General features: G+C 69.0%; 24 protein-coding genes. 9 read left to right on the plus strand and 15 right to left on the minus strand.

Going from position 1 to position 22,170, the window contains the following annotated elements:
• Positions 1 to 20: 20 nt before the first annotated feature.
• The 3 genes from ACH49X_RS25740 to ACH49X_RS25750 are packed head-to-tail and all read right to left on the minus strand — an operon-like array spanning position 21 to position 2,055.
• Positions 21 to 1,271, minus strand: coding sequence for a hypothetical protein (locus ACH49X_RS25740; protein WP_195081479.1), 1,251 nt, complete (start codon positions 1,269 to 1,271; stop codon positions 21 to 23).
• A gap of 5 nt (positions 1,272 to 1,276) precedes the next feature.
• Positions 1,277 to 1,828 (minus strand): nuclear transport factor 2 family protein, encoded by a 552-nt coding sequence (locus ACH49X_RS25745; RefSeq protein ID WP_195081478.1) that lies wholly within the window; start codon positions 1,826 to 1,828, stop codon positions 1,277 to 1,279.
• Complete coding sequence (locus ACH49X_RS25750; protein WP_195081477.1) at positions 1,828 to 2,055, minus strand: ferredoxin; 228 nt, start codon at positions 2,053 to 2,055, stop codon at positions 1,828 to 1,830. The genes ACH49X_RS25745 and ACH49X_RS25750 overlap by 1 nt, the downstream gene beginning before the upstream one ends.
• 509 nt (positions 2,056 to 2,564) lie before the next feature.
• Here ACH49X_RS25750 and ACH49X_RS25755 point away from each other — a divergent pair.
• Positions 2,565 to 3,440 (plus strand): LLM class F420-dependent oxidoreductase, encoded by an 876-nt coding sequence (locus tag ACH49X_RS25755; RefSeq protein WP_357106049.1) that lies wholly within the window; start codon positions 2,565 to 2,567, stop codon positions 3,438 to 3,440.
• 80 nt (positions 3,441 to 3,520) lie between these two features.
• A complete protein-coding gene (locus ACH49X_RS25760) occupies positions 3,521 to 4,099 on the plus strand; it encodes a TetR/AcrR family transcriptional regulator (RefSeq protein WP_195081475.1) in 579 nt (192 codons plus the stop codon).
• 14 nt (positions 4,100 to 4,113) lie between these two features.
• Here ACH49X_RS25760 and ACH49X_RS25765 read toward each other — a convergent pair whose 3' ends face one another.
• Positions 4,114 to 4,980, minus strand: a complete 867-nt coding sequence (locus ACH49X_RS25765) for a mycofactocin-coupled SDR family oxidoreductase (protein ID WP_357106045.1) — start codon at positions 4,978 to 4,980, stop codon at positions 4,114 to 4,116.
• 176 nt (positions 4,981 to 5,156) lie between these two features.
• On the opposite strand from ACH49X_RS25765, the gene ACH49X_RS25770 reads away from it, so the two are divergent.
• The 3 genes from ACH49X_RS25770 (at position 5,157) to ACH49X_RS25780 (ending at position 7,112) form a co-directional block, all read left to right on the plus strand.
• A complete protein-coding gene (locus tag ACH49X_RS25770) occupies positions 5,157 to 5,642 on the plus strand; it encodes a nitroreductase family deazaflavin-dependent oxidoreductase (protein WP_195081473.1) in 486 nt (161 codons plus the stop codon).
• A gap of 139 nt (positions 5,643 to 5,781) precedes the next feature.
• The gene (locus tag ACH49X_RS25775; protein ID WP_195081472.1) at positions 5,782 to 6,150 is read left to right on the plus strand and encodes a helix-turn-helix domain-containing protein; all 369 of its coding nucleotides are present in this window, start codon (positions 5,782 to 5,784) and stop codon (positions 6,148 to 6,150) included.
• A gap of 194 nt (positions 6,151 to 6,344) precedes the next feature.
• A complete protein-coding gene (locus ACH49X_RS25780; RefSeq protein WP_195081471.1) occupies positions 6,345 to 7,112 on the plus strand; it encodes a hypothetical protein in 768 nt (255 codons plus the stop codon).
• Between the two features lie 57 nt (positions 7,113 to 7,169).
• Here ACH49X_RS25780 and ACH49X_RS25785 read toward each other — a convergent pair whose 3' ends face one another.
• Positions 7,170 to 7,664 carry a hypothetical protein gene (locus ACH49X_RS25785; protein ID WP_195081470.1) on the minus strand — a complete coding sequence of 165 codons (495 nt, stop codon included), beginning with the start codon at positions 7,662 to 7,664 and terminating at the stop codon, positions 7,170 to 7,172.
• 283 nt (positions 7,665 to 7,947) lie between these two features.
• Here ACH49X_RS25785 and ACH49X_RS25790 point away from each other — a divergent pair, with 283 nt between their 5' ends.
• Positions 7,948 to 8,514 carry a DUF6968 family protein gene (locus ACH49X_RS25790; protein WP_195081469.1) on the plus strand — a complete coding sequence of 189 codons (567 nt, stop codon included), beginning with the start codon at positions 7,948 to 7,950 and terminating at the stop codon, positions 8,512 to 8,514.
• Positions 8,515 to 8,710: 196 nt separating this feature from the next.
• Entirely contained in the window at positions 8,711 to 10,078 is a 1,368-nt protein-coding gene (locus tag ACH49X_RS25795; RefSeq protein ID WP_195081468.1) for a wax ester/triacylglycerol synthase family O-acyltransferase, read from the plus strand.
• Positions 10,079 to 10,118: 40 nt separating this feature from the next.
• On the opposite strand, the gene ACH49X_RS25800 is transcribed toward ACH49X_RS25795, so the two are convergent.
• Positions 10,119 to 12,230 carry an AMP-binding protein gene (locus ACH49X_RS25800; RefSeq protein ID WP_397071049.1) on the minus strand — a complete coding sequence of 704 codons (2,112 nt, stop codon included), beginning with the start codon at positions 12,228 to 12,230 and terminating at the stop codon, positions 10,119 to 10,121.
• Positions 12,231 to 12,523: 293 nt separating this feature from the next.
• On the opposite strand from ACH49X_RS25800, the gene ACH49X_RS25805 reads away from it, so the two are divergent.
• Entirely contained in the window at positions 12,524 to 12,757 is a 234-nt protein-coding gene (locus tag ACH49X_RS25805) for a hypothetical protein (RefSeq protein WP_195081467.1), read from the plus strand.
• A gap of 4 nt (positions 12,758 to 12,761) precedes the next feature.
• Here ACH49X_RS25805 and ACH49X_RS25810 read toward each other — a convergent pair whose 3' ends face one another.
• The 3 genes from ACH49X_RS25810 to ACH49X_RS25820 are packed head-to-tail and all read right to left on the minus strand — an operon-like array spanning position 12,762 to position 14,510.
• Positions 12,762 to 13,604: an RNA polymerase sigma factor SigF gene (locus ACH49X_RS25810; RefSeq protein WP_195081466.1), complete on the minus strand. Its 843-nt coding sequence runs from the start codon at positions 13,602 to 13,604 to the stop codon at positions 12,762 to 12,764.
• Entirely contained in the window at positions 13,594 to 14,058 is a 465-nt protein-coding gene (locus ACH49X_RS25815; RefSeq protein ID WP_195081465.1) for an anti-sigma factor, read from the minus strand. The genes ACH49X_RS25810 and ACH49X_RS25815 overlap by 11 nt, the downstream gene beginning before the upstream one ends.
• Positions 14,031 to 14,510, minus strand: a complete 480-nt coding sequence (locus tag ACH49X_RS25820; RefSeq protein WP_195081464.1) for a Dps family protein — start codon at positions 14,508 to 14,510, stop codon at positions 14,031 to 14,033. The genes ACH49X_RS25815 and ACH49X_RS25820 overlap by 28 nt, the downstream gene beginning before the upstream one ends.
• 200 nt (positions 14,511 to 14,710) lie before the next feature.
• Between ACH49X_RS25820 and ACH49X_RS25825 the strand changes: the two genes are divergently transcribed.
• On the plus strand, positions 14,711 to 16,198 hold the full coding sequence (locus ACH49X_RS25825; RefSeq protein ID WP_397071053.1) for a mannitol dehydrogenase family protein: 1,488 nt from the start codon (positions 14,711 to 14,713) through the stop codon (positions 16,196 to 16,198).
• On the opposite strand, the gene ACH49X_RS25830 is transcribed toward ACH49X_RS25825, so the two are convergent.
• The 6 genes from ACH49X_RS25830 to ACH49X_RS25855 all read right to left on the minus strand — a co-directional run bounded on the left by ACH49X_RS25830 (position 16,195) and on the right by ACH49X_RS25855 (position 22,016).
• Positions 16,195 to 16,953, minus strand: a complete 759-nt coding sequence (locus ACH49X_RS25830) for an acyl-[acyl-carrier-protein] thioesterase (RefSeq protein ID WP_195081463.1) — start codon at positions 16,951 to 16,953, stop codon at positions 16,195 to 16,197. The two genes, ACH49X_RS25825 and ACH49X_RS25830, sit on opposite strands and share 4 nt — an antisense overlap.
• 187 nt (positions 16,954 to 17,140) lie before the next feature.
• Positions 17,141 to 18,559: a ribosome biogenesis GTPase Der gene (gene der / locus ACH49X_RS25835; RefSeq protein ID WP_195081462.1), complete on the minus strand. Its 1,419-nt coding sequence runs from the start codon at positions 18,557 to 18,559 to the stop codon at positions 17,141 to 17,143.
• Complete coding sequence (cmk, locus tag ACH49X_RS25840) at positions 18,556 to 19,263, minus strand: (d)CMP kinase (protein ID WP_195081776.1); 708 nt, start codon at positions 19,261 to 19,263, stop codon at positions 18,556 to 18,558. The genes der and cmk overlap by 4 nt, the downstream gene beginning before the upstream one ends.
• Before the next feature lie 35 nt (positions 19,264 to 19,298).
• Positions 19,299 to 20,375: a pseudouridine synthase gene (locus tag ACH49X_RS25845; RefSeq protein WP_195081461.1), complete on the minus strand. Its 1,077-nt coding sequence runs from the start codon at positions 20,373 to 20,375 to the stop codon at positions 19,299 to 19,301.
• A 9-nt stretch (positions 20,376 to 20,384) separates the two neighbouring features.
• Positions 20,385 to 21,041: an SMC-Scp complex subunit ScpB gene (scpB, locus tag ACH49X_RS25850; RefSeq protein ID WP_195081460.1), complete on the minus strand. Its 657-nt coding sequence runs from the start codon at positions 21,039 to 21,041 to the stop codon at positions 20,385 to 20,387.
• Between the two features lie 33 nt (positions 21,042 to 21,074).
• Positions 21,075 to 22,016, minus strand: a complete 942-nt coding sequence (locus ACH49X_RS25855; protein WP_397071057.1) for a segregation and condensation protein A — start codon at positions 22,014 to 22,016, stop codon at positions 21,075 to 21,077.
• Between the last annotated feature and the right edge of the window lie 154 nt (positions 22,017 to 22,170).

Genomic DNA, 22,170 nt, shown 5'->3' on the forward strand with positions numbered 1-22,170 from the left:
CGTTCCATCTCTGGGTGCGGTCAGACGACGGTGAGCGGAAGGGGTATCCCCCGGTCGGTGAAGGTGAAGGCGGCGCCGGTGCTGAACCGGGTCAGCGCGACCTCCGTCGCCTCCCGGAACGGTGTGTCACCGAGCGTGACGGCGGCGCGCCAGCCGTCCTCGCCCGCGGCGACGACCTCGGCGGAGAAACGCGGATTCACGCCGCGGACCAGGGCATTCAGCGGCTGCACGTGCTCGGGGTCGAGCATCGACGCCCACGTGCCGTCGGTGTGCGCGCCGCTGGCGGCCGGGAACGTCACCGTGACCGTGTCGCCGGTGTGCGCGATCTCGATTCCGGTGTAGGGCAATGGATTCAGCGCCGGATGCAACCGCAGCACCGTCGCCAGCGCGGCGGCGTCGTCGCCGAGGCCGAGGCAATCGCGCAGGCGTTCACTGGTGAGGCCGGCGATACCAGCGAACTGCTTGCGCCCGATCTCCAGCGCGGCATCGGCGTCGGCCCGGGCGCGCACCGCGATCAGGAAACCGAGGGTGAGCAGGTGATGTTGCAGGCAGACCTCGTCGGCGAGGCGGACCAGCGCGGAGCGGGAGAAGTCCGCGAAGCGCACATCGCTGAGCAACGGTCCCGAGTAGTCCGGCCGCCCTTCGTCGGCGGGGTCGATGGCGGCCAGCTCCAGTCCGGCCGCCACCGACCCGGCGACCAACTCGGCGTTGGGCGGCACCGGCGGCGGCACGTGGGCCGGGTCGATGACGACCGTCCACGCGCACACCGGTTTCCGATCGGCGGGACGGCGGGGCGGGCGGTGGATCGGCCGGACCTGGGCGTGCGGATTGGTGGCCAGCGCGGTCGCGTCGAAGGTCGGATCCTCGATGTCGTGACACATCGACACGACGAAGTCCTCGCCCATCGGTTCCACGTCGGCGAGCGCACCGCAGTGGTCGAGCCAGAACTCGCCGTGGTGGTGGTCGTCGACCCGGAAACGGAAGTCCATGAACTGCGGTGGCGCGCCGATGTCCAATTGCAGTCCCTTGAAGATGGTCTCCACGCCGTCGCCGGTGAAGCCGAGCGCGCGCTGCATGCGCCGGGTGTAGACCGGGCTGGCCACCTGCCACTCCTCGATGGCGATCGCGGTCATGCCTTCGCGGCCGAACGCGGCGATCGAGTGCGCCATGCCGGAGCGATCGATGAGGTGCCCGCACAGGAGCAGTTCGGGCAGCAGCGCGGCCAGCGTCGCGCGGTCGAGGCAGGCGAATCGGCTCGGTGATCCGGTCATGTCGGTCACCACAGCGCGACGGGCGATTCGCCGATGCGATACCAGCCCGGCAGCGGCTGCCCCGACACCGAGCGCTCGATGCGCTTCTGCATGCCAGGGGTGATGGCCTTGTTCGTGATCATCTCCAGAAACAGCGCCGAGACGTTGCCGAAGTCGAAGAAGTCGCGCTGCCAGGACCATTGGAAGTCGCCGCCGTAGCGGAACCAGCTGCCGCCGATGCCCTCGGGCGAATAGTTGCGCCCATCGGGCCGCTTGGCCTCGCTGATCTGCTTCCAGAACCCGATGACGGTGCCGGTGCGGTCGTCGACGACGAATTCCTGGTACGGGTAGGTCCAGCCCTCCAGCCCGGCCATCTCCTGGCCGAGGGCGAGGTCGCGGATCTCGTCGCGTCCGACGGCCATGAACTCCTGCGTCGGGCCGTAGTTCCAGCCGTAGGTGGCGTCCTCGGTGTACATCTGCGCGAGGGGCTTCCAGTCGCCCTTTTCCTCGCAGCGCTGGTTCTCCGTGATCCAGCGCTGGATCATCTCGTCGAGCTCGGCGCGGTCGAAACCTGGCATCAGTCGGTACCTTTCGGAGAGGAGTCGGTCGCGTCTTCGTCGGCGATCGACAGGGCTTGGGTCGGGCAGTAGCGGATCGCGTCCGCCACGGCGGCCCGCAGTCCGGCGTCCGGCACGTCGCGCAGGATTTCGACCTGGCCGCGTCTGGGCACCGTGAACACCTCGGGAGCCTCGGCTTGGCAGACCGCGTGCCCTTGGCACAGATCCAGGTCGGCGCGGATTCTCACGACCGGCTCCGCACGGGTTCGCACAGTGATTCGCGGAGCCGCCCGGGTGGGCGGCGCGTCGGGTGTCCGTGCCGCGACAACGCCCGGAGTCCGAGGTCAGGGTCGGCATACCGCGCAGCTTCTTCCGGCGGCCGCCGATACGCCGGATGCGAGTCGTCGTACGGGCCGAACACCAGCGGGTCCACCTCAGCCGTCATCGCCCACCCTCCGAATTCGATAACAAGTTCTCAACGATGATCGTCCGCACGACCCGCCGAAGAGACACATAGCTGGACATGTGTCTGGACGGTACCACTGACAGTTTTTCAGGACAATCCCGAAAGCGAGAACTCGCGAGAAGAAAGTCGCCGCGGCGCCACCAGGCCGACTCGCAGGAAAATCAAGAACACGTTCTTGTAGGCGTATCGCCATTCGGACTATATTCCACACAGGTGTCCAGACACGGCGTGTCGCCGTGCGCCTCACCGCCACGACAGTTCGTCGAACGACCAGACAAGGCGAGGATCCCCATGCGCTTCGGCATCGTCCTGTTCACCAGCGATCGCGGCATCACCCCCGCCGCGGCGGCCGGAGCCGCCGAGGAAGCGGGCTTCGCCTCCTTCTACGTCCCCGAACACACCCACATCCCGGTGGCGCGCAACGCGGCGCACCCGCAGACCGGTGACGCTTCGCTCCCGGACGACCGCTACCTGCGCACGCTCGACCCATGGGTCGCGCTGTCCATGGCGGCGGCCGTCACCGAGCGCATCGAGCTGGCCACCGCCGTCGCGCTCCCGGTGGAGCACGACCCGATCACCCTGGCCAAGACGATCGCCTCCCTGGACCACCTCTCCGGCGGCCGGGTCGTGCTCGGGGCCGGATTCGGCTGGAACACCGACGAACTCGCCGACCACGGCGTGCCCGCGCACAAGCGGCGCACGGTGCTGCGCGAATATCTGGCGGCGATGCGGGCGCTGTGGAGCCGGGACGAGGCCGGTTTCGACGGCGAGTACGTCAGCTTCGGCCCGAGCTGGGCATGGCCGAAACCGGTGCGGCGTTCGGTTCCGGTGCTGATCGGCGCGGCCGGCACCGAACGCACGTTCCGCTGGATAGCCGAGTCCGCCGACGGCTGGATCACCACGCCGGGGGAAACACAGATCTCCGATCGTCTCGCGTCATTGCACGAGATCTGGCGGCAGGCCGGGCGGCCGGGACGTCCGCGCGTGGTGGCCCTCGATTACAAGCCGGACGCGCGACGCCTGGCCGAGTGGGACCGCGCCGGCGTCACCGACGTCGTGTACGGACTGCCGGACAAGGACGAGCCCGCGGCGCTCGCCTACCTCGAGCGGTTGTCCGGCAAACTCACCGGCCTCGGCCTGCCGCTCGGCGCGGCACATCAGGCGTAGCGCCGACGGTCCCAGACGGCGATCGATTTCCGCAGCGTGGAAGTTGCTGGAACGACATCGCGACACTACCATCTAGACACATGTCCGAAAAGTATTCCAGAACCGTGGAGGCAACGCGGCGGCGCCTGTCCGGAAAGCAGGCCGACACCGTCGAGAAGCTCACCAGATCGGCGATGGAAGTGCTTTCCCGCGAGGGCTTCGCGGGCATGACCATCCGAATGGTGGCCGCCAACGCCAAAGTCGGCACCGCCACCGCCTACACCTATTTCTCCTCCAAGGAGCATTTGGTCGCGGAGATCTTCTGGCGCAGGCTGCGCGCGGCGCCGTCGCCGGTGAGCGAGGACCGGGACGCCACCGTGCGCGTGATCGCCGAACTCCGCGGCATCGCGCTGCTCGTCGCCGACGAACCCGCATTGTCCGGCGCGGTCACCAGCGCGCTGCTCGGCCGCGATCCCGACGTGGAACATTTGCGGGCCCGCATCGGCCTGGAAATTCGCGAGCGGATCGCGCATGCGTTGTCCGGAAATCCGGACCCGGACATCGTGAAATCGCTCGAATTACTCTATGCGGGGGCGCTGGTACACGCCGGTATGGGTTATGAATCCTATGCCGACATCGCGGACCGCCTCGAGCGGTCCGCGATGCTCATTCTGAAGTGACAGCGCTTTTCGCGTCACTGCCCGGCGAGACCCAGTTTCAGCGACGCCCCGCCGTCGACGAACATCTGCAAGCCCGTCACATAGCGCGATTCGTCGGAAGCCAGGAACGTGACCGCATGCGAGATGTCCGAGGATTCGACGAAGGGAATCGGCATGGCCTGCATGAACGGAAAGGTCACCTCGGCGTCCTCCCGCGTCGGATTCCGCACGTCCGGACGGAAGATCTGGTACATCCCGGGGTTGTGCAGCATGTCGGTGTCGACGTTCGTCGGGTGCACCGCGTTGATGCGGATCGAACTCGGCCCGAGCGTCAATGCCAAAGTCTGCGTGTAGGAACGGATCATCTTCTTCGACAAGCCGTAGCCGTCGCCGCCGGGACCTTGCAGCGCCTGCTGGCCGTTGAATCCGGTCTGCGGCACCAGGCCCGCGACCGAGCCGGTCACGATGATCGACGCGCCCGCGCCCAGATGTGGCAGCGCGGCGTGCACGGTGTTCACCGCGCCGACGAAGTTGACGTCGAAGACGTCGACGAAGCCTTGCAACGGCACGTGGTGCCCCAGCGGGCAGATCCCGGCGTTCGCCACGACCACGTCCAAGCGCCCGAGTTCGGCCACCGCCTGCGCGATCGCCTCCTGCACCGCGGTCCGATCCCGCACGTCCACCTTCCTGGCCACCACCCTACGACCGGTCTCGGCGACCAGATCCTCGGTCTCGGCGAGATCCGCTTCGGTCGCCAGCGGGTATTCGTTGCTGGCGATATCGGCGCAGATGTCGAAGGCGATGATGTCGGCGCCCTCTTCGGCCAGGGCCAGCGCGTGGCTGCGGCCCTGCCCGCGTCCGGCACCGGTCACCAGGACGACTTTGCCACTGACCCGATCCATGTTTCCTCCACCGTGCTCTCCGCCGGTTGCCGTGACCCCTGCGACGCGCCCGGCACGTCTATGGAATAGTAACCGGACAACTGTCTGGACGATACTACGGACAAAGGTATGGATCAATCATTCGACACCGCCCCCGATGCCACCGCCGCACTCCGGCCCGAAGGGGGTGAGCGCTGATGCCGAACCGACCGCGCAACCTCGATTCGCCGCTGGTCACGACCGTCATCAAATACATGTCCAGGGCGCAGACCTGGGCATACCGCCGGACCGGAGGGCGCGTCGGCGGTCGATGGCGGATCGGCGCCGGTTTCCGTAAGCCGGTACCGACCTTGTTGCTCGAGCATCGGGGCCGCAAATCGGGCAAGCTGTTCACCGCCCCGCTGCTGTACCTCGTCGACGGCCCCGACCTGGTGGTGGTCGCCTCCCAAGGCGGGTTGCCCGATCATCCGCAGTGGTACTTCAACCTCCTGGCACACCCCACGACCCGGGTGCAGATCGGTGCCGAGCACCGTCGCGTCCGCGCCAGGGTGGCGAGCCCGGAGGAAAAGAATCGCTTGTGGCCCTTGCTCGTAGACCTCTACGCGGACTTCGACACCTACCAATCCTGGACCGAGCGCGAGATACCGGTGCTGATTCTGCAACCGGAGGACAGCTCGGACTGACCCGGCGCGTCGAGCGAGGTCCGCACCCGCGCTCCCCCATGATGTTCAGCGTTCCCGGCGCGGTGGGCGCCGCCCGCCCGCCGGAGCAGTGCGACGCAATCGATCGACTCGACCGAGGATGGGAGAGCGTGTGGCGAAAATGGGTAGGCGGAAGCGGTCCAGGCTGATCACCAGCGGAATGCTGCGGGAGAAGCACCGCGAGGAGGAGACGGTCGCACCGGCGCGGCCGGCGCGGGATGAGGCAGCCGAGACGGCCGTCGCGTTCGATCTCGACGCGCTGGCCACGCGCGTGCGTGCGCGGCGGCGAGAGATGAAATGGACCCAGGCGGACGTGGCGGGCAACGGCGGCCCGCCGGCCAAGGTGATCAGCGAGATCGAGCGGTCCCGCAATCCACGGCCGGATGCCGATGTCCTCGACCGGCTCGACACGGGACTCGAATGGCCGCCCGGCACCAGCGCGACGATCCTGCGCGCCGAGCGGGCAAGCGAACTCGCCGCTGCCCGCTGAGCCGGAGGATCCGAATCACGGCCGGTCGGAGAATTTTTCGCTATCTCCGACCGGTCGAGCCGGAACGCTCATAGGTTGCTGTGGGCGCTGCTAGGCTGCTCAGCGACCCTAGACGACTGCTCTTGCGCCGCCGGAGTGCGCGGGTCCGGCCGTGCTGGACGCAGGTGTGAACCCGATGAAGGAATGGACGAAACATGCAACTCCGCGGCATCACTGCGGCAGCGATACTCGCCATCGGCTCGCTGACCGTCGGCGCGGGCGTCGCGCACGCCGAGCCCGCCCCCGACATCACCTACTCGGCCAAGCTCATCGATCAGACGGTGGTCGCCGCGCTCAGGGGCGGAACCTTCGAATTGTCCAAGGCGCTGCGCGATCAGCCCGCGGGCGACGAGAACGCTCGACTAACCGAGCGCGACGGGGTGCTCGTCGATCACACCGGCGCCCCGGCCGACATCGCGCAAGTGATCGACGTGGTCGACGTCCGCGACCGCGACGGCCACGTCGCGATGACGCTGCCGCTCGACTTCCGGATCGCGGGCACCGTCATCCCGGTCCGCCCGGAGCTGAAGAAGGACAGCACGGTGCTCGAGCTGAAGCCGACCAGGCCCGACGGCATCGCGATCACCGAGCCGCTGGTGGCCAAGCCGGTCGCCTCCATGACCGAGAACCAGCGCGCGAGGGACGAATTCGCCAGCCAGTTCGGACTCGCCACCGCCATCGGCGGTTTCGTCGGCACCGCCATCGGCGCCACGATCGGCTGCCTGGTGACCATCGCCGTCGGTTGCGTGGCCGGTCTGCTGACCGGCGCGAGCCTCGGCGGCATCCTGGGAACCATCGCGGTCGGCGGACCCACGCTCGTCGTGGCCGGCGTCGATCTGCTCACCACGCTGCAGGCGGCCGACGGCACCACTCGCTTCGCCGACAAGCCGGTCCAGTCCGCTCCGGCCCAACCCGCCAAGTAGCTCGATCCCGGCGGCGCGCCGCATGCCGCCGGGCGAGACCTCCGACCGACCGCGCCGCTACAGCGGCGCGGTCGTCGTGTTCGAGCGGCCCACCCGCTCGTCGTTGATCAGGTGATAGGCGCGCCCCAGATCGTCGAGCGCACGCTCCCATCTGGTGTCCGCGTCCCGGCCGCGCGGATTGCGGCTCAGCAGCAGCAGCGCCTCGGCCGCGTCCGTCGACCGCGCGGCGGCGTCCAGCAGGACCGGCACCGGATCCACGGTGGTGCCCGCCGCCAGCGCGCCGATGCGGTCGTGCAGCCAGTGCGCGTCGAAACGCACCTGCTCCGTGGGGTTCTCGCCGTTCACCGGCAGGGTGCTGACCGCGGCGGCCCGTGCCGCCTCCTCCTCGTCCATCGTCGTGGTGACCACGTGGCGCAGTTCGCTGCTCGCGATCCGGTGTAGCAAACCGATCAGTAGGACACGTTCGGCGTCAGGACCGTGCAGACCCGTGTCGCCCACGCGTGCGCCGACCTCGTCCGGGTCGACGCGCAAGATCGACAGAACCGCTCGCAACTGCGCAATCGTTACCACTTCGTCCGCCCCTCCTCATCGTCGCGGCCCCACCAACACACCCTCGGCGACAGCCTGCCAAACGCGGGGCGTGTTAACCGTTCGGTAGCCCTTTTGCCGATACGGCGTGTCTCCGCGCTGCGGTCAAGGTCACCTGCAACCGCAGGATAAACCCGGGGCGAACTTGGGTACTCCACATTGCATGAGAGCGATATCGGCGCGGGTCACTGGTGACACGACCACGTCCGCAGTGCGCGAATCCGAGCACAGCGGTGCGATCGCGAGCATGAAGTGGCGGCGGATCAGAGAGGTGATCGCCACCCGCACCGTCTCCGATGCCACGCGAGAAGTCTCCATCGAGGTGGGCAAACCGCAGATGGCGCCGGGTGACACCGGTGTGGTGTGCGGTTTCCGCATCCAGGGCATCGGCGAACGATGGGCGCACGGCGTCGATTCCATCGCCGCGCTCTACCGCGCGTTCCAGGAGATCGCGCACGAGCTGCGGCAAGCGAACAGCCACGGCGCGCATTTCCCGGTGACCGATCCCTCCGATCCCGGCTTCCCCGCCGCCCCCACCCGGCCCTCGCGCGCCGCCACGACGGTGACCAGCGAGCCGCAGGCGCTCATCGCCGCGCGCACCCTGCACGATGCCGACAGCTCGTTGTCGATCATCATCGGCAGGCCGTATCTGGCGGCCGACCGGCGCGAGCACCTGTGCCGATTCCACATCAGCAGGCAGGGCGCGTCGCTGGCCAGCGGCGTCGACGAGATCCAGGCGCTGCACACCGCGATCAGCATGATCAGCGAACGTCTCGAACTGCCGCAGGACTGGCCGGTCAGCCGCCTGTCCTGAGGCAGGCCCGCACAATTCCGCGACGAACCGCCCAGCCGGTCCGGATTCGGCACCGAATCAATCGGTGATGGATCGTCGGCCGACCGGCACAGCTCTCCCGCGCCGTGGGCAGTCCGGCGACCTTCCACGTCCGCAACCGAACCGTGGCGCAACCGAACCGTGGCGCAGCCGCGGCGTCGCCAGGAGGGAACTGCCCATGGAATTCATCTCGCCGGTGGACGCCCTGTTCCTCATCGCGGAATCACGCGAGCATCCGATGCACGTCGGTTCGCTGTCGATCTTCGACCCGGTCGATGGCACCGGACCCGAATTCGCCAGGCGCGCGTACGCCACGCTGGCGGCCGACCAGAACTTCCACCCCACGTTCCGCAAGCGCCCGGCTCGCCTGTTCGGGACCCCGCAGCTGGCCTGGACCGTGGACAGCGCCGTCGAACTCGACTACCACGTGCAGCGATGGGCGCTGCCGGAACCGGGTGGCCTGGACGCCGTGACCGAGGTGGCCGCGGGACTGCACAGCAGGCTGCTCGACCGGCACCGGCCGCTGTGGGAGGCGCATCTGATCGAAGGGCTCGCCGGCGACCGGGTCGGCTTGTACGCGAAGATGCACCACGCACTCATCGACGGCGTCGGCGCCCAACGGCTGTTGCAGCGAACGCTCACCACCGACCCGGAATCCGGCGAAGCGCTGGTGCCCTGGCATCTTCCGCCCTCGACCGGCCGCAGCGCGCACGCACCGCGGGAGCGGCAGACCCTCACCGGCCGGGCGCGCGCACTGCTCGCCGCCGCGGGCTCGGCGCCATCGGCTTTGCGCCTGGCCCGTACCGCGCTGCTGGAGCAGCAGTTGACGCTGCCCTTCGCCGCACCGCGCACCATGTTCAACGTCCCGATCGGCGGGGCCCGCCGCTGCGCAGCCCGCTCCTGGCCGCTGGACCGGATCCGGCAGGTCAAGAAGATGACCGGCACCACGCTCAACGACGTGGTACTGGCCATGTCGGCCGGCGCGCTGCGCGCCTATCTGCTCGAACACCTCGCCCTGCCGGACAAGCCGCTGATCGCCATGGTGCCGGTCTCGCTGCGTCCCGAATCCGACGACGGTGACGGCGGGGGCAACGCGGTGGCCGCGCTGCTGTGCAATCTGGCCACCGACCTGCCCGATCCGGCCGCGCGGCTGGCGGCGATCAGCTCCTCGATGCATCGCAGCAAAGAGATCTACCGCGCGCTGTCCCCCGTCCAGGCCGTCTCGCTGTCGGCGCTGACGCTCAGTCCGCTCGCCCTGTCGCTGCTGCTTCCCGCCACGGCCGCGCTGACCAGCCCGCCGTTCAACATCGTCATCTCCAACATCCCCGGGCCGCGCGAACCGCAGTACTGGAACGGCGCGCGCGTCGCGGCCAGCTATCCGCTGTCGATCCCGCTCGACGGGCAGGCGGTGAACATCACCCTCACCAGCAATGCCGACAGCCTGGACATCGGCATCGTCGCCTGCCGTCGCGGCGTGCCGGACGTGGCCAGGCTGCTCGATCACCTGGAGACCGCGCTGACCGACTTGGAGGACACCGTCTACTGAGACCTGCCGGGCCCGGCAGGCGGGAGCGCCGCCGGACAGGTCAGGGCGATCCGGCGGTGCCGAGACCGTTGATCGACGGCGGCAGCTCCGGCTCGGTCGCGCCGGGACCGGCGAGCAAGCGCTTGAGGATCTTGCCGGTGTCGCCACGCGGCAGCGCCGAGAGGAAGGTGACATCGCGCGGCACCGAGAAGCGGCTCAAGCGGTTGCGGATGTAGGTGCGCACCATATCCGAATCGAGGCCGGAGCCTTCGCGTTTCACCACGAACGCCGCCAGTCGCTGACCGAATTCGCGGTCCGGCACACCCACTACGGCGACGTCGCTGACCTGCGGCAGGTGCGCGAGCGCCTCCTCGACCGGGCGGGGGAAGACGTTCTCGCCGCCGGAGATGATCATCTCGTCGTCCCTTCCGGCGATGAACAGCCGGCCCGCGGCGTCGAGGTAGCCGAGGTCGCCGGTGTCGAGCATGCCGTGCGCCTCGTCCGGCGGCGCCGAGTTGACGTAGCCGTCGAACAGCATGTGGTTGCCGACGAAGATGTGCCCGGTCGCGCCGATCGGCAGCCTGCGGTGGTCGGGTCCGAGCACGGCGACCTTCGTGCCGAGCGGCGGCCGCCCCGCCGTGGTCGGCGAGGTGTGCAGGTCCTCGGGCGTGGCGATCGTCGCCCAGGAGACCTCGGTGGAGCCGTAGACGTTGTAGAGGACGTCGCCGTAGGTCTCCATGAATCGCTCGACGGTCGCACCGGCCAGCGGCGCACCGCAGCTGATCATGTGCCGCAGGCTGGAGGTGTCGTAGCGAGCGCGCACGTGCGCGGGCAGGTCGAGGATGCGCTGCACCATGGTCGGCACCACGATCACCGTGTTGACCCGGTGCTCGGCGATGCGGCGCAGGCAGTCCTCCGCGTCGAACCGCTCGGCCAGCACCACGGTCGCGCGCAGCGCGGTGCTCAGTTGCAGGCCGGCCAGCCCCCAGGTGTGGAACAGCGGCGCGGGGATCAGCATGGTCTCGTTCATCTGCATCGGGATGCGCGACAGCAGTGCCGCGATGGACCCGAAGCCCTTCGGATGCGGCCTGCGCGCGCCCTTCGGCGTCCCGCTGGTCCCGGAGGTGAGCACGATCAGCCGTCCCGGCTGGGCAGGCGTGCGGAACGTCGTGTGCCCCTCGGCCACGAGCTGGTTCACGGTCGTCCGGTCCGGCGCGGGAGGACGCTCGTCGGTGTTGTACCGCGGGATGTCGGCGTGCAGATAGCGCACCAATTCCTCCAGGTCGCCATCGACGAACAGCGCCGAGAGGCGATCGCGCTGGACGATCTCCTCGATGGTTCGCCCGGCCAGCCCGGCGTTCAGCAGGGCCACGTCCACGCCCAATTTACCTGCGGCGACCATGCATTCGACCATGGCCGCGTGGTTGCGCGCCAGCAGTCCGACGGCGTCGCCAGGACCGAGGCCGTGCGCGGCCATCGCGCCGGCCAGCGCGTTGGTGCGCTCGTGCATGTCGGCGAAGGACCGGGTGCCGCGGTCGTCGATGATCGCGGTCCGATCCGGGGCGTACGCCGCGCCCGCCGCGTACCCGCCCGCCAGGTTGAAACCCCACTTCGCCAGGGAGCGAAGCTGTTTGAGACTCCGATCCAGGCGAACCGGCAGCACGACGCCGGTGGCCACCATCTGCCGCGCCACGCCCGCGTTGCGCCGGATCGGCGAATCCTCGCCGTTGACGACCAGGGAGGTCCGCGCGCCCTTGGCGACGTCGGCCACCCGCTTCAGTCCGCTCTTGGTCCACTCCGCGATCGCCACGTTGGACAGCTCGGCCACCCGCGGGTGCACCCGGCTCGGCGCGAAATAGGTGACCGTGATCTTGGTGCGCTCCTCGTCGCCGTGCAGCCGCACCGACGCGAAACTGCCTAAAGCGGCGTACTGCATCTCGAAGCTCTCGTACCACCGGCCCACGCTCACCCGGATCTGGTGGGTGCGAATGCCCGACGCGTAGGTGCCGACGCGCATCTGCCAGACCACATTGCCGTCGGCGGACTGGATCTGCTCGCACGCGCCGATACCGGTGAACATACGCGGATACGTCTGCGGTTCGAGCAGCAGATCCCAGATGGTCTTGCGGGCGATCGCGAATTCGGCGACTACGTCGATGACATCGGTAACCAACTTGTGCACTTCTCGTCGGCCGGTTCGAAGAACTTCGGGTCGGCGGGTAGCTCCTTTGTAACGTCAGTCACAGGCGAGGTCAAGTAGCCGGGGCGCCGTCCCCACTACCAGCGATACGCAGGGAATACGCTGCGATTGCCCAGCATTCACCTGCGCCTGGGAACCGGCCCAAATCACCCGCGCGGCACCTGTGAATCAGCCCAATGATCACCGAAACTCCCGCCGGGCGCCGGGCGCCGATCCTAACGTCGCAGACGCCTGCTCGGCAGGACCGCACGCTGGCTGGAGAGGTTATGGACGACAAGCCCGCACGACGAATCGCGCACTCCCGCGCCGAGGAGATCCTCGACTTCTTCGGCAAATGCCGAGCGTGCGGATATCCCGCTTACGCGGAGACCACCACGGTGCGCTACGACAACGGCGACCTGGAGACCAAAGTCATCGCCAGCTGCGCCTTACCCTGCGGCTGGACCGGTGAGGTGTCCGCGACGCCGATGACCGGCTCGGTCGTCCGTCCGAGCACGTGATGGATCACGCCGCGCTCGACACGAGTTGTTCTTCCGGGCCGAGCGCTCGTTCGCGCAGGTCCTTGAGAATCCTGGCGAGGATGCGCGAGACCTGCATCTGCGAAACGCCCAGTTCTTCGGCGATCTGACTCTGGGTCCGCGACTCGTAGAAACGCATGATCAGCACCTGCCGATCGCGCGGCGGCAACTCCGCGATCAGCGGACGCACGGCCATCGCCTGCTCCAGCAGGTCGTAGCAGGGTTCCTCGGCGCCCAGCGTGTCGGCCAGCGACTGCGGCGCGCCGTCGCCGTCCTCCCGCCCGGCCGCGTCCAGCGAGTTGGCCTGGTAGGCGTTGCCCGCGATGAGCGCTTGAGTGACCTCACCGAGGTCGACGTCCAGTTCCTCGGCGATCTCCCTCGCCGTCGGCATCCGCCCGAGGCGGTGCGACAACGTCTCCGTGGCCGGGCCGATGCGCAGCTGAATCTCCTTGAGGCGGCGCGGCACTCGCAGCGACCACGTGTGGTCGCGGAAGTGCCTGCGTACCTCGCCCATGATGGTGGGGACCGCGAATCCCAGGAAGGAACTGCCGCGCGAGACGTCGAACCGGTCCACCGCGAGCACCAGCCCGACCCGGGCGATCTGCAGCAGATCCTCATAGGACTCACCGCGGCCGGAGAACTTCCTGGCGATGTGCTCGGCCAGCGGAAGACACCGCCGGGTCACCTCCTCGCGCAGCGCCGCGCGATGCGGATCACCCTCGTCCATCGCGGCCAGCTTCTCGAACCACGGCTCGATGTTGTCGTAGCTGTCGCCGCCACGGGCGCGGCCTGCCGCGTCATTTCCGTCGGTCGTGAACTCACGTGTCATCAAATGGTCCTCGTTCCCAACTGAATTCGATAACGGTCGGGTACCCGCCGAGTTCGGAATCAAAAGGGTCACGAGAAATCGAGAGGGAACGGGTGAGCATGCGGACCAATTCCCAGCTCAGCGGATCGCCGTGCACGTCGTCATCGAACGCGGCCACGGCGTCGACGCGCACGCTCATCCGGCCCGCGCCGTAGGTGAACGCGCAGCCGAGCATCGAGCCGGGCATGGCGTCCCCCAGCAGCATCGTGGCCGCCTCGTTGATCGCCAAGCGGATGTCCGACGCCGCGTCGAGGGGCAGTTCGGCCACCAGGCACACGGTGTCGGTCATCGCGCGGATCAGGGCGAGCTGTCGCGCTTCGGCGGGGATCCGCACCGCGACCGCGGTCTCGGTGGCAGGCGCGCCGAACGCGCACGTGATCACCCGCATCAGGCCGTGGCGAGCTGCGCTTGCCACATCCAGTGCAACTGTTCCAGCCGCGCCGCGATCGCCAGGAACAGATCCTGGGTCACCGGATCGGCCTTCTCGGTCGCCGCGATGCGCTCACGCAGCCGCTTGATGACGGCGGCGAGGTTGCCGACTATCGCGTCGATGACGTCGGTGTCCTGTTGCCAACCCTCGCCGATGCCGATCGCGCCGGAACTCTTGGCCACGCTCGCCGCGCGCCCGTCCGGGCTCACGCCGACGGCGGTGGCGCGTTCCGCGGCGGAGTCGGTGAACTCCCGTGCCACGGTCACCAATTCGTCCAGCGCCAAGTGCACCGAGCGGAAGTTGGAGCCGACCACGTTCCAGTGCGCCTGCTTCGCGATCAGCGACAGGTCGATCAGGTCGACCACGGTTGCCTGGAGCGTTTCGCCCGCGATGCGCTGCTGCTCCGGGTCCAGCGTGCTGGTGATGGGTTGAGACATCGCATTCAGCCTTTCTGCCGTCGATCGGGTCACGGACGGTCTACCCAGCTCCACGGCGATAAACCTCCCGGTGGCCGACCCCACCGGGCGAAACGGGGTAATCGCCCCGGCCCGATCAACCGCCCATGCGGGCCGCGTGACGAGGGTTTACGGGCCGCCGCTGCACTATGGTGTGATCCACACGACACGGGAGGTGCGGGATGCCGGAACCCACGGCCACGCCCTTGCGGGCGGCGACGATGACCGGCTTCGCCGATCGTGTCTCGACACCGGGCTACGACCGATCTCGGATCAGCACGGGCATAGTGCATTTCGGTGTCGGCGGATTTCATCGGGCTCACCAGGCGATGTACGTCGACCGCTTGCTCGAACGCGGCCTCGGCGACGAGTGGGGCATCTGCGGAGTCGGCGTGCTCCCCGGCGATCGGCGCATGCGCGACGTGCTGCGGGCGCAGGACGGCTTGTACACGCTGTCGACGGTCGCGCCGGACGGCACGTGGACCACGCGCACGATCGGCTCGCTGGTCGAATACCGCTACGCGCCGGACGATCCCGAGGCCGTGGTGACGAAGCTCACCGATCCGGCCACCCGCATCGTCTCGCTGACCATCACCGAAGGCGGCTACCACATCGACGCCGCTACCGGGGAATTCGACCCGGACGACCCCGGAATCCGCGCCGACCTGGCCGGGAACGCGCCGCCGTGTACCGTCTTCGGCCTCGTCACCGAAGCGCTGGCCCGCCGCCGATCCCGCGGTGTCGCGCCGTTCACCGTGCTGTCCTGCGACAACATCGAGGGTAACGGGAACGTCGCGCGCCGGATGTTCGGCGCGTTCGCCGGGCTGCGCGATCCCGGGCTCGGAGCCTTCGTGGCCGAGCAGGTGCGCTTCCCCAATTCGATGGTGGACCGGATAACCCCGGTGACCCCGCCGGGGGCGACCGGCGAGATCGAGCGGCGCTACGGGCTCACCGACCGCTGGCCGGTGGTGACCGAGCCGTTCGCCCAGTGGGTGCTGGAGGATTCCTTCGCTCTCGGCCTCCCGGCCCTCGAGGAGGTCGGCGTGCAGGTCGTCGCCGACGTCACCCCGTACGAACTGATGAAACTGCGGTTGCTGAACGCGAGCCACCAGGCGCTGTGCTACTTCGGGTACCTCAGCGGATACCGGCTGGTGCACGAAGCCGCCCAGGATCCGGCCTTCCGGCGGTTCCTGACGCGCTACATGGACGCCGAGGCGACGCCGACGCTGCGCGCGGTACCCGGCGTAGACCTGGGCGACTACAAGCGGACGCTGCTCGACCGGTTCGCGAACCCCGCGATCGGCGACACCATCGCCCGGTTGTGCGCGGAATCCTCCGACCGGATCCCGAAGTGGCTGCTGCCGGTGGTGCGGGCACAGCTGGCCGCCGGCGGCCCGATCGACTGTGCGGCGGCGGTCGTCGCGAGCTGGGCCCGCTATGCCGAGGGCGTGGACGAGCAGGGTCAGCCGATCGAGGTCGTCGACCAGCTCCGCGATCGGCTGGTTCCCCTGGCCCGGCGGCAACGGCAGCAGCCGACCGCTTTCCTGGGCGAGCGCTCGCTGTTCGGCGACCTGGGCGATCATCCCCGGTTCGTGGCCGCGTATCTGGCGGCTCTGGAGAGCCTGCGCACCCGAGGAGCGCGCGCCACCGTCGAACAGTTGGCCGGTTAGCGCGAGGTGACCCGGGCGACCGCCCGGCAGTCCGTGCCGACGGCGAACCACACGTCCAAGCTCGAGTCGGTGCGGCGGGCGACCAGTTCGACGTCCTCGCCGGACCGCACCGGTTTCCCGTACTCGACCACCACGCGGTGCGGGCCCGATTTCAGTTCGGCGTGATCAGCGAGCACTTCTTCCAGCGCGGTGAGGTAGACCGCGTTGTTCATATGGTCGAGCAGGTCGATGTCGGTGACCCGGAGAGGGAAGGGCCGGATCTGCACGCCGGGCTCGTCCGCCGCGGGCATGGGATCGGTGAGTTCGGCCTTCCAGCGCAGCCGGTGCTCGGTCGTGCAGGCCAGCATGGGCGCGAGGAACCGGTCGCTCATCCGAGTCGGCACGCCGGATTCGGTGCCGAAATGGATCAGGAAACTCTCGGTCTCCACCAGCCCGCCCGCGCTGCCGCCGATCTGGACCCGCATCGCGCACCACCGGGTGGACGTCGCCGAAGGCCACCGCCGCAACGTCGCCCGCTCGCCGAAGCCGAGCGGCTTGAGCGCGTCGATCACCGTCCTGCGGATCACCCACAGGCGATGGATATCGCCGTCCTCCAGGACGTCGAGGTGGTCGTAGCCGACATCCTGCAGGTAGCGCGCGACACCGTCCAAGCGCAGGCGCTGCTCGCGATCGGTGTCGGCGAGGCGCACGGGCCATCCCGTCTCGAACGGAGTCAGGACGGCCGGTGGTTCCGGCAGGACGCTGGGAATGACCATGCCCGGATGATGCCAGGTGTTTGCCGCCATCGCGAAGCGTACTGGCCATATCGTCACGCATACGAGAGAATATCGGCTCCCATTAGGCATTTTGCCCGAATCAGCAGCGGAGAAAAGCGACTCGCCAATAGGTAGCCAGAGTGCGGGCGGCGAGGCCGGGACATGCCAGAGGCCTCGCCGTCGTCGCCTACTTCTTCGAGCGATCCCGCTTCTCGCGCACCCGCACCGAGATACGGACCGGCGAGCCGTCGAAACCGAATTCCTCGCGCAACCTGCGCTCCAGGAAACGCCGGTAGCCCGCCTCGAGGAAGCCGGTGGTGAACAGCACGAACGTGGGCGGCCGCGTGGTCGCCTGGGTGGCGAACAGCACGCGGGGCAGCCTGCCGCCGCGCATCGGCGGCGGCGTCGCGGCGATCACGTCCTTCAGCCACGTGTTGAGCCTGCCCGTCGGGATGCGCTTGTCCCACGATTCCAGCGCGGTCTCCATCGCGGGCACCAGCTTCTGCACCGCGCGGCCGGTGTGGGCGGAGATGTTCACCCGCTGCGCCCACGGCACCCGAACCAGTTCGCGGTCGACCTCGCGTTCCAGTTGCAGGCGGCGGTCCTCGTCGACCAGGTCCCACTTGTTGAACGCCAGCACCAGCGCCCGCCCGGAATCGGCGACCATGCTGATCACCCGCAGGTCCTGTTCGGTGATCGGCTGGGAGGCGTCGATCAGCATGATCGCCACCTCCGATGCCTCCAGCGCGGACTTGGTGCGCAGCGAGGCGTAGAACTCGGTGCCGCTGGCATTGGCCACCTTGCGGCGCAGCCCGGCGGTGTCGATGAACTTCCACACCTTGCCGCCCAGTTCGACGAGGGAGTCGACCGGGTCGACCGTGGTGCCCGCGACATCGTGCACCACGGAACGCTCGTCGTTGGCCAGCTTGTTGAGCAGGCTGGACTTGCCGACGTTCGGCTTGCCGACCAGCGCCACCCGACGCGGACCGGCACCCCCGGTCCCCTCGCGCGGGGTCTCCGGGAGCACCGCGAGCACGTCGTCGAGCAGGTCACCGGTGCCGCGGCCGTGCGCGGCGCTGACCATGCGTGGCTCGCCGAGTCCCAGCGACCACAGCGCCGCCGCTTCCGCTTCCACCCGCTGGTCGTCGACCTTGTTGGCGACCAGGATCACCGGCACCGAGGAGCGGCGCAGCTTCTTCACCGCCGCCTCGTCGGTGGCGGTGGCGCCGACCACGGCGTCGACCACGAGCAGGATCGCGTCGGCGGTCTGCATGGCCAGCTCGGCCTGGCGGGCCACCGATTGCTGCAATCCCTTCGCGTCGGGCTCCCAGCCGCCGGTGTCCTGCACCAGGAACCGGCGACCGGCCCAGTTCGCCTCGTAGGACACGCGGTCGCGGGTTACTCCCGGGATGTCCTCCACGACCGCTTCCCTGCGGCCGAGGATGCGGTTGACCAGGGTCGACTTGCCCACGTTCGGGCGTCCGACCACGGCCAGCGTCGGCATCGCGACATGCGCGGAGTCCTCGAACTCACCCTCGAGATCGGTCAGTTCCCAGTCGGCTTCGTCGCTCCAGACGCCGTCGCCGGCCAGCACGTCCCCGTTCATCGGTCCCCTCCGGCTCCGTATGCGGCGACCTGCTGCGCGACCACGCCGTACAGCTCGTCGATCACCTCGTCCATGGACAGTTCGCTGGTGTCGACCGGTACCGCGTCCTCGGCGGGACGCAGCGGGGACACCTTGCGGGTCGAGTCGAGCGTGTCGCGGCGCTGCACGTCGGCGAGCACGCCCGCGTAGTCGTCGCCCCGGCCCTCGGCGATGTTCTGCTGATTGCGCCGGTGCGCCCGCGCCTCGGCGGAAGCGGTCAGGTAGATCTTGGCGTCCGCGGCCGGCAGCACGACGGTGCCGATGTCGCGGCCCTCGACCACGATGCGGCCCGCCGCCGCCGTGATCTCGCGTTGCATGGCGACCAGCAGTTCACGCACCTCCGGCACCGCGGAGACTGCGGAGACCGCCTTGGTGACGGCGTCGCCGCGAATCTCCGATCGCACGTCCTCGCCGTCCAGCTCGATCACCTCGCGGCTGGGATCGGTGCCGATGGACAGCGGCAGCTCCTTGACCGCGGCGGCGATGGCCGCGGTGTCGGTCAGTTCGATGCCTGCGCGCAGCACGCGCAGCGTCGCCACCCGGTACATCGCGCCGGTGTCGAGGTAGCGGGCGCCGAGCCTGGTGGCCAGGCGCCGTGACACGCTCGACTTCCCGGTACCAGAAGGCCCGTCCATGGCGACCACCAGTGGGCTCGTACCGGCCATCCGCGCCGGCGCCTGCACCGGGATCTCCACACCGTTCACAACGACACCGCCTCGTAGAGTTTGCCGATTTCATCGCGGCCGAGCACACGCAGCGTGCCGGGCCGTTGGTCGCCCAGCGCGACCGGACCGATATGGGTGCGGACCAGCCGGACGACCGGATGGCCCACCGCGTCCAGCAGACGGCGCACGATGTGCTTGCGCCCTTCGTGCAACACCACCTTCACCAAGGAACGTCCCTCCCCCAGTTCCAGCACCTGGAAACGGTCGACCTTGGCGGGACCGTCCTCCAGCTCGACGCCTTCTCTGAGCCGCTTGCCGACCGCGCGATTGTTGACCTCGCCTTGCACCGTCGCCAGATAGGTCTTGGAGACCTCGTAGGACGGGTGCATCAGCCGGTGGGCCAGATCGCCGTCGTTGGTGAGCAGCAGCAGGCCCTCGGTGTCGGCATCGAGCCTTCCGACATGGAACAGCCGCTGGCCCGCGGCGATCCGCTCGGCCACGATGTCGCCGACGCACGGGCGTCCCAGATCGTCGGACATGGTCGACTGCCAGCCCTTGGGCTTGTTCAGCGCGACGTGCACCAGTTCCTCGCGCACCACCACGCGGGTGCCGTCGACGCGCACCACCGCGTGCTGCGGGTCGATGCGCAGGCCTTGCTCGCGCACGATCATGCCGTCGACCTCGACGCGGCCCTGCGCGATCATCTCCTCGGCGGCCCTGCGCGAGGCCACGCCCGCCTTGGCGAGCACCTTCTGCAACCGCTCGCCCTCGCCCCACGGGAGCTTGGTGTGGCCGCCGGACGGGGCGGGCTCCACGTTCTGGTGGCGCGCGGGCTTGGCGTTGCTCAGCAGCGGCGGCGGTGCGACCTGCCGCTGCGGTTTGGGCTTCTTCTTGCTCGCCGCGGCGGTGTGCCGCTGCGGGCTGGGAGCGGCGGCGGATCCGCGCTGTGCCGTCCGGCCTGCGCCGCCTTGCTGGGCGCCACGGGCGGTGATCCCCCGTTGGGCCGAACGGGCGTCGCGTGAACTCGAGCCGCGGCTCGCGCCGCCGCGTTCGGGCTGTGCGCCGCGTTTCCTACGATCCGGTGTGCCATCTCGGCGAGCGGGCGTATTCATGTTGTCCTGTCACTCTTCGGTGCCGAGGTCCAAATCGGCCTCGGCGGGTTTCCTCGACCTGGTGTAGCGGGGGTCCGTCTCCAGGCTCTCGTTGATCTCATCGATCAGGTCGACGCCCGGAAGCAGGGGCGCCAGCGGCGGCAGATCGCTCAGCGAAGCCAGTCCGATCCGTTCCAGGAACAGCTCGGTCGTGCAGTACAGCGTTCCGTTGGTCTCCGGGTCGACGCCTGCCTCGGCGATCAGGCCCCTGGCCAGCAGCGTGCGCATCACCCCGTCGACGTTCACGCCGCGCACGGCGCTGACCCTGGTCCTGGTCACCGGCTGACGGTATGCCACCACCGCCAGCGTCTCCAAGGCCGCCCGGGTCAATTTCGATCGGGAGCCGTCGAGCAGCATCCGCTCCACATACGGCGCGTACTCGCTGCGAGTATAGAAGCGCCAACCGTCACCGACGAAACGCAGATCTATCCCGCTGGACCGCGCCGACAGTTCGGCCGACATCTCGCGCAGGGTCCGCTCGACCCGCTCGGCGCTCTCGCCGAGAGCGGCCGCGAGCTGGTCAACCGGTGCGGGCGAGTCGACGACCAGCAGCATGGCCTCGAGCGCCGAACGGAGATCGGCGTCGGCGAGCGGTTCGGGGGTGAGTTCCACCACTGCCTCACTCACGATCGCGCCTCCGCGCCCTCGCGCTGTGCTCGCTCACCCGTAGTCCTCCTCGATCGTCACGGTCTCCACCTGTTGCGCGGCGTCGTCGCCGATCCAGCTCACCGACAAGGGACCGAGCGGATCGGGCTGGTCGAACTCGATCGTCTTGCCGCGATACAGCTCGAGCAGCGCGAGGAAGCGGGCGACGATCTGGACCGGAACCTCGCAATCGGCGACCAGCTCGCCGAAGGAGGTCCACGCGCCCGCACCACGCTGTTTGAGCCGCTCCAGCACCAGCGCCGCCTGCTCGGCCACCGAGATCGCGTGCGTGTGCAAGTGGTCGAGCCCGACCTTGGGCACCGGACGGGGCCGGAAGGCCGCCGCGGCGATCGCGGCGAACTCGGCCGCCCCGACACCCAGCCTAACCTCGGGCAGCAGTCCGGCGTAACGCTCCTCCAGGCCGACCGCACGCGGATAGCGGCGCAGCGCGGCCGCCTCCAGCTCGCCGAGCAGTTCGGCGACCTGCTTGAACGCGCGGTACTGCAGCAGCCGCGCGAACAGCAGGTCGCGGGCCTCGAGCAACTCCAGGTCCTCGGCGTCGGTCATCTCGCCGGAGGGCAGCAGCCGCGCCGCCTTCAGATCCAGCAACGTGGCGGCGACGACCAGGAATTCCGTGGTCTGGTCCAGGATCTTGTCCGCGCGCAAGGTGTTCTGCCGCGCCATGTTCGCCGTCAGCGCCTTGGTGTAGGCGATGAACTCGTCGGTGACCTTGTGCAGCGCCACCTCGGTGACGTCCAGCTTGCGCGAGCTGATCAGGGTGAGCAGCAGATCGAACGGTCCCTCGAAGTTGCTCAGGCGCAGACGGAACCCGGTCGCCTGCGGCTCGGGCGACGTTGCCGCTCCGGCCTCCGGTGCGCCGGGCGCGTCCTGCGAGAGGGCCGGTGCTTTTAGCGGGTCGGGCGAGGAGCCGGGCTCCTCCGGCGCATCGTGACCCACGACAGGGACATCAGGTGCGTCGACGGACTGATCGTCCGGTCTCTCCGGGACGATCGTCTCGCCAGGCCGCGGGGGTGGTTTCGGGACGGTTTCGTCCCTACGGTCCCACGCGAGCGGGGCGTCCGCCGCCGTCTCCGGCGCGGTTCGTCCGGTG

Origin of the sequence: Nocardia sp. NPDC019323 (assembly GCF_044389845.1) — a bacterium.
Lineage (GTDB): Bacteria > Actinomycetota > Actinomycetes > Mycobacteriales > Mycobacteriaceae > Nocardia > Nocardia implantans.

What these genes read in the sequence shown, in the direction of transcription:
- ACH49X_RS25740 (WP_195081479.1), bottom strand. Translation starts at nt 1,271, where the DNA reads ATGACCGGATCACCGAGCCGATTCGCCTGCCTCGACCGCGCGACGCTG.
- ACH49X_RS25745 (WP_195081478.1), bottom strand. Translation starts at nt 1,828, where the DNA reads ATGCCAGGTTTCGACCGCGCCGAGCTCGACGAGATGATCCAGCGCTGG.
- ACH49X_RS25755 (WP_357106049.1), top strand. Translation starts at nt 2,565, where the DNA reads ATGCGCTTCGGCATCGTCCTGTTCACCAGCGATCGCGGCATCACCCCC.
- ACH49X_RS25760 (WP_195081475.1), top strand. Translation starts at nt 3,521, where the DNA reads ATGTCCGAAAAGTATTCCAGAACCGTGGAGGCAACGCGGCGGCGCCTG.
- ACH49X_RS25765 (WP_357106045.1), bottom strand. Translation starts at nt 4,980, where the DNA reads ATGGATCGGGTCAGTGGCAAAGTCGTCCTGGTGACCGGTGCCGGACGC.
- ACH49X_RS25770 (WP_195081473.1), top strand. Translation starts at nt 5,157, where the DNA reads ATGCCGAACCGACCGCGCAACCTCGATTCGCCGCTGGTCACGACCGTC.
- ACH49X_RS25775 (WP_195081472.1), top strand. Translation starts at nt 5,782, where the DNA reads ATGGGTAGGCGGAAGCGGTCCAGGCTGATCACCAGCGGAATGCTGCGG.
- ACH49X_RS25780 (WP_195081471.1), top strand. Translation starts at nt 6,345, where the DNA reads ATGCAACTCCGCGGCATCACTGCGGCAGCGATACTCGCCATCGGCTCG.
- ACH49X_RS25790 (WP_195081469.1), top strand. Translation starts at nt 7,948, where the DNA reads ATGAAGTGGCGGCGGATCAGAGAGGTGATCGCCACCCGCACCGTCTCC.
- ACH49X_RS25795 (WP_195081468.1), top strand. Translation starts at nt 8,711, where the DNA reads ATGGAATTCATCTCGCCGGTGGACGCCCTGTTCCTCATCGCGGAATCA.
- ACH49X_RS25805 (WP_195081467.1), top strand. Translation starts at nt 12,524, where the DNA reads ATGGACGACAAGCCCGCACGACGAATCGCGCACTCCCGCGCCGAGGAG.
- ACH49X_RS25810 (WP_195081466.1), bottom strand. Translation starts at nt 13,604, where the DNA reads ATGACACGTGAGTTCACGACCGACGGAAATGACGCGGCAGGCCGCGCC.
- ACH49X_RS25820 (WP_195081464.1), bottom strand. Translation starts at nt 14,510, where the DNA reads ATGTCTCAACCCATCACCAGCACGCTGGACCCGGAGCAGCAGCGCATC.
- ACH49X_RS25825 (WP_397071053.1), top strand. Translation starts at nt 14,711, where the DNA reads ATGCCGGAACCCACGGCCACGCCCTTGCGGGCGGCGACGATGACCGGC.
- ACH49X_RS25830 (WP_195081463.1), bottom strand. Translation starts at nt 16,953, where the DNA reads ATGGTCATTCCCAGCGTCCTGCCGGAACCACCGGCCGTCCTGACTCCG.
- der (WP_195081462.1), bottom strand. Translation starts at nt 18,559, where the DNA reads ATGAACGGGGACGTGCTGGCCGGCGACGGCGTCTGGAGCGACGAAGCC.
- cmk (WP_195081776.1), bottom strand. Translation starts at nt 19,263, where the DNA reads ATGGCCGGTACGAGCCCACTGGTGGTCGCCATGGACGGGCCTTCTGGT.
- ACH49X_RS25845 (WP_195081461.1), bottom strand. Translation starts at nt 20,375, where the DNA reads ATGAATACGCCCGCTCGCCGAGATGGCACACCGGATCGTAGGAAACGC.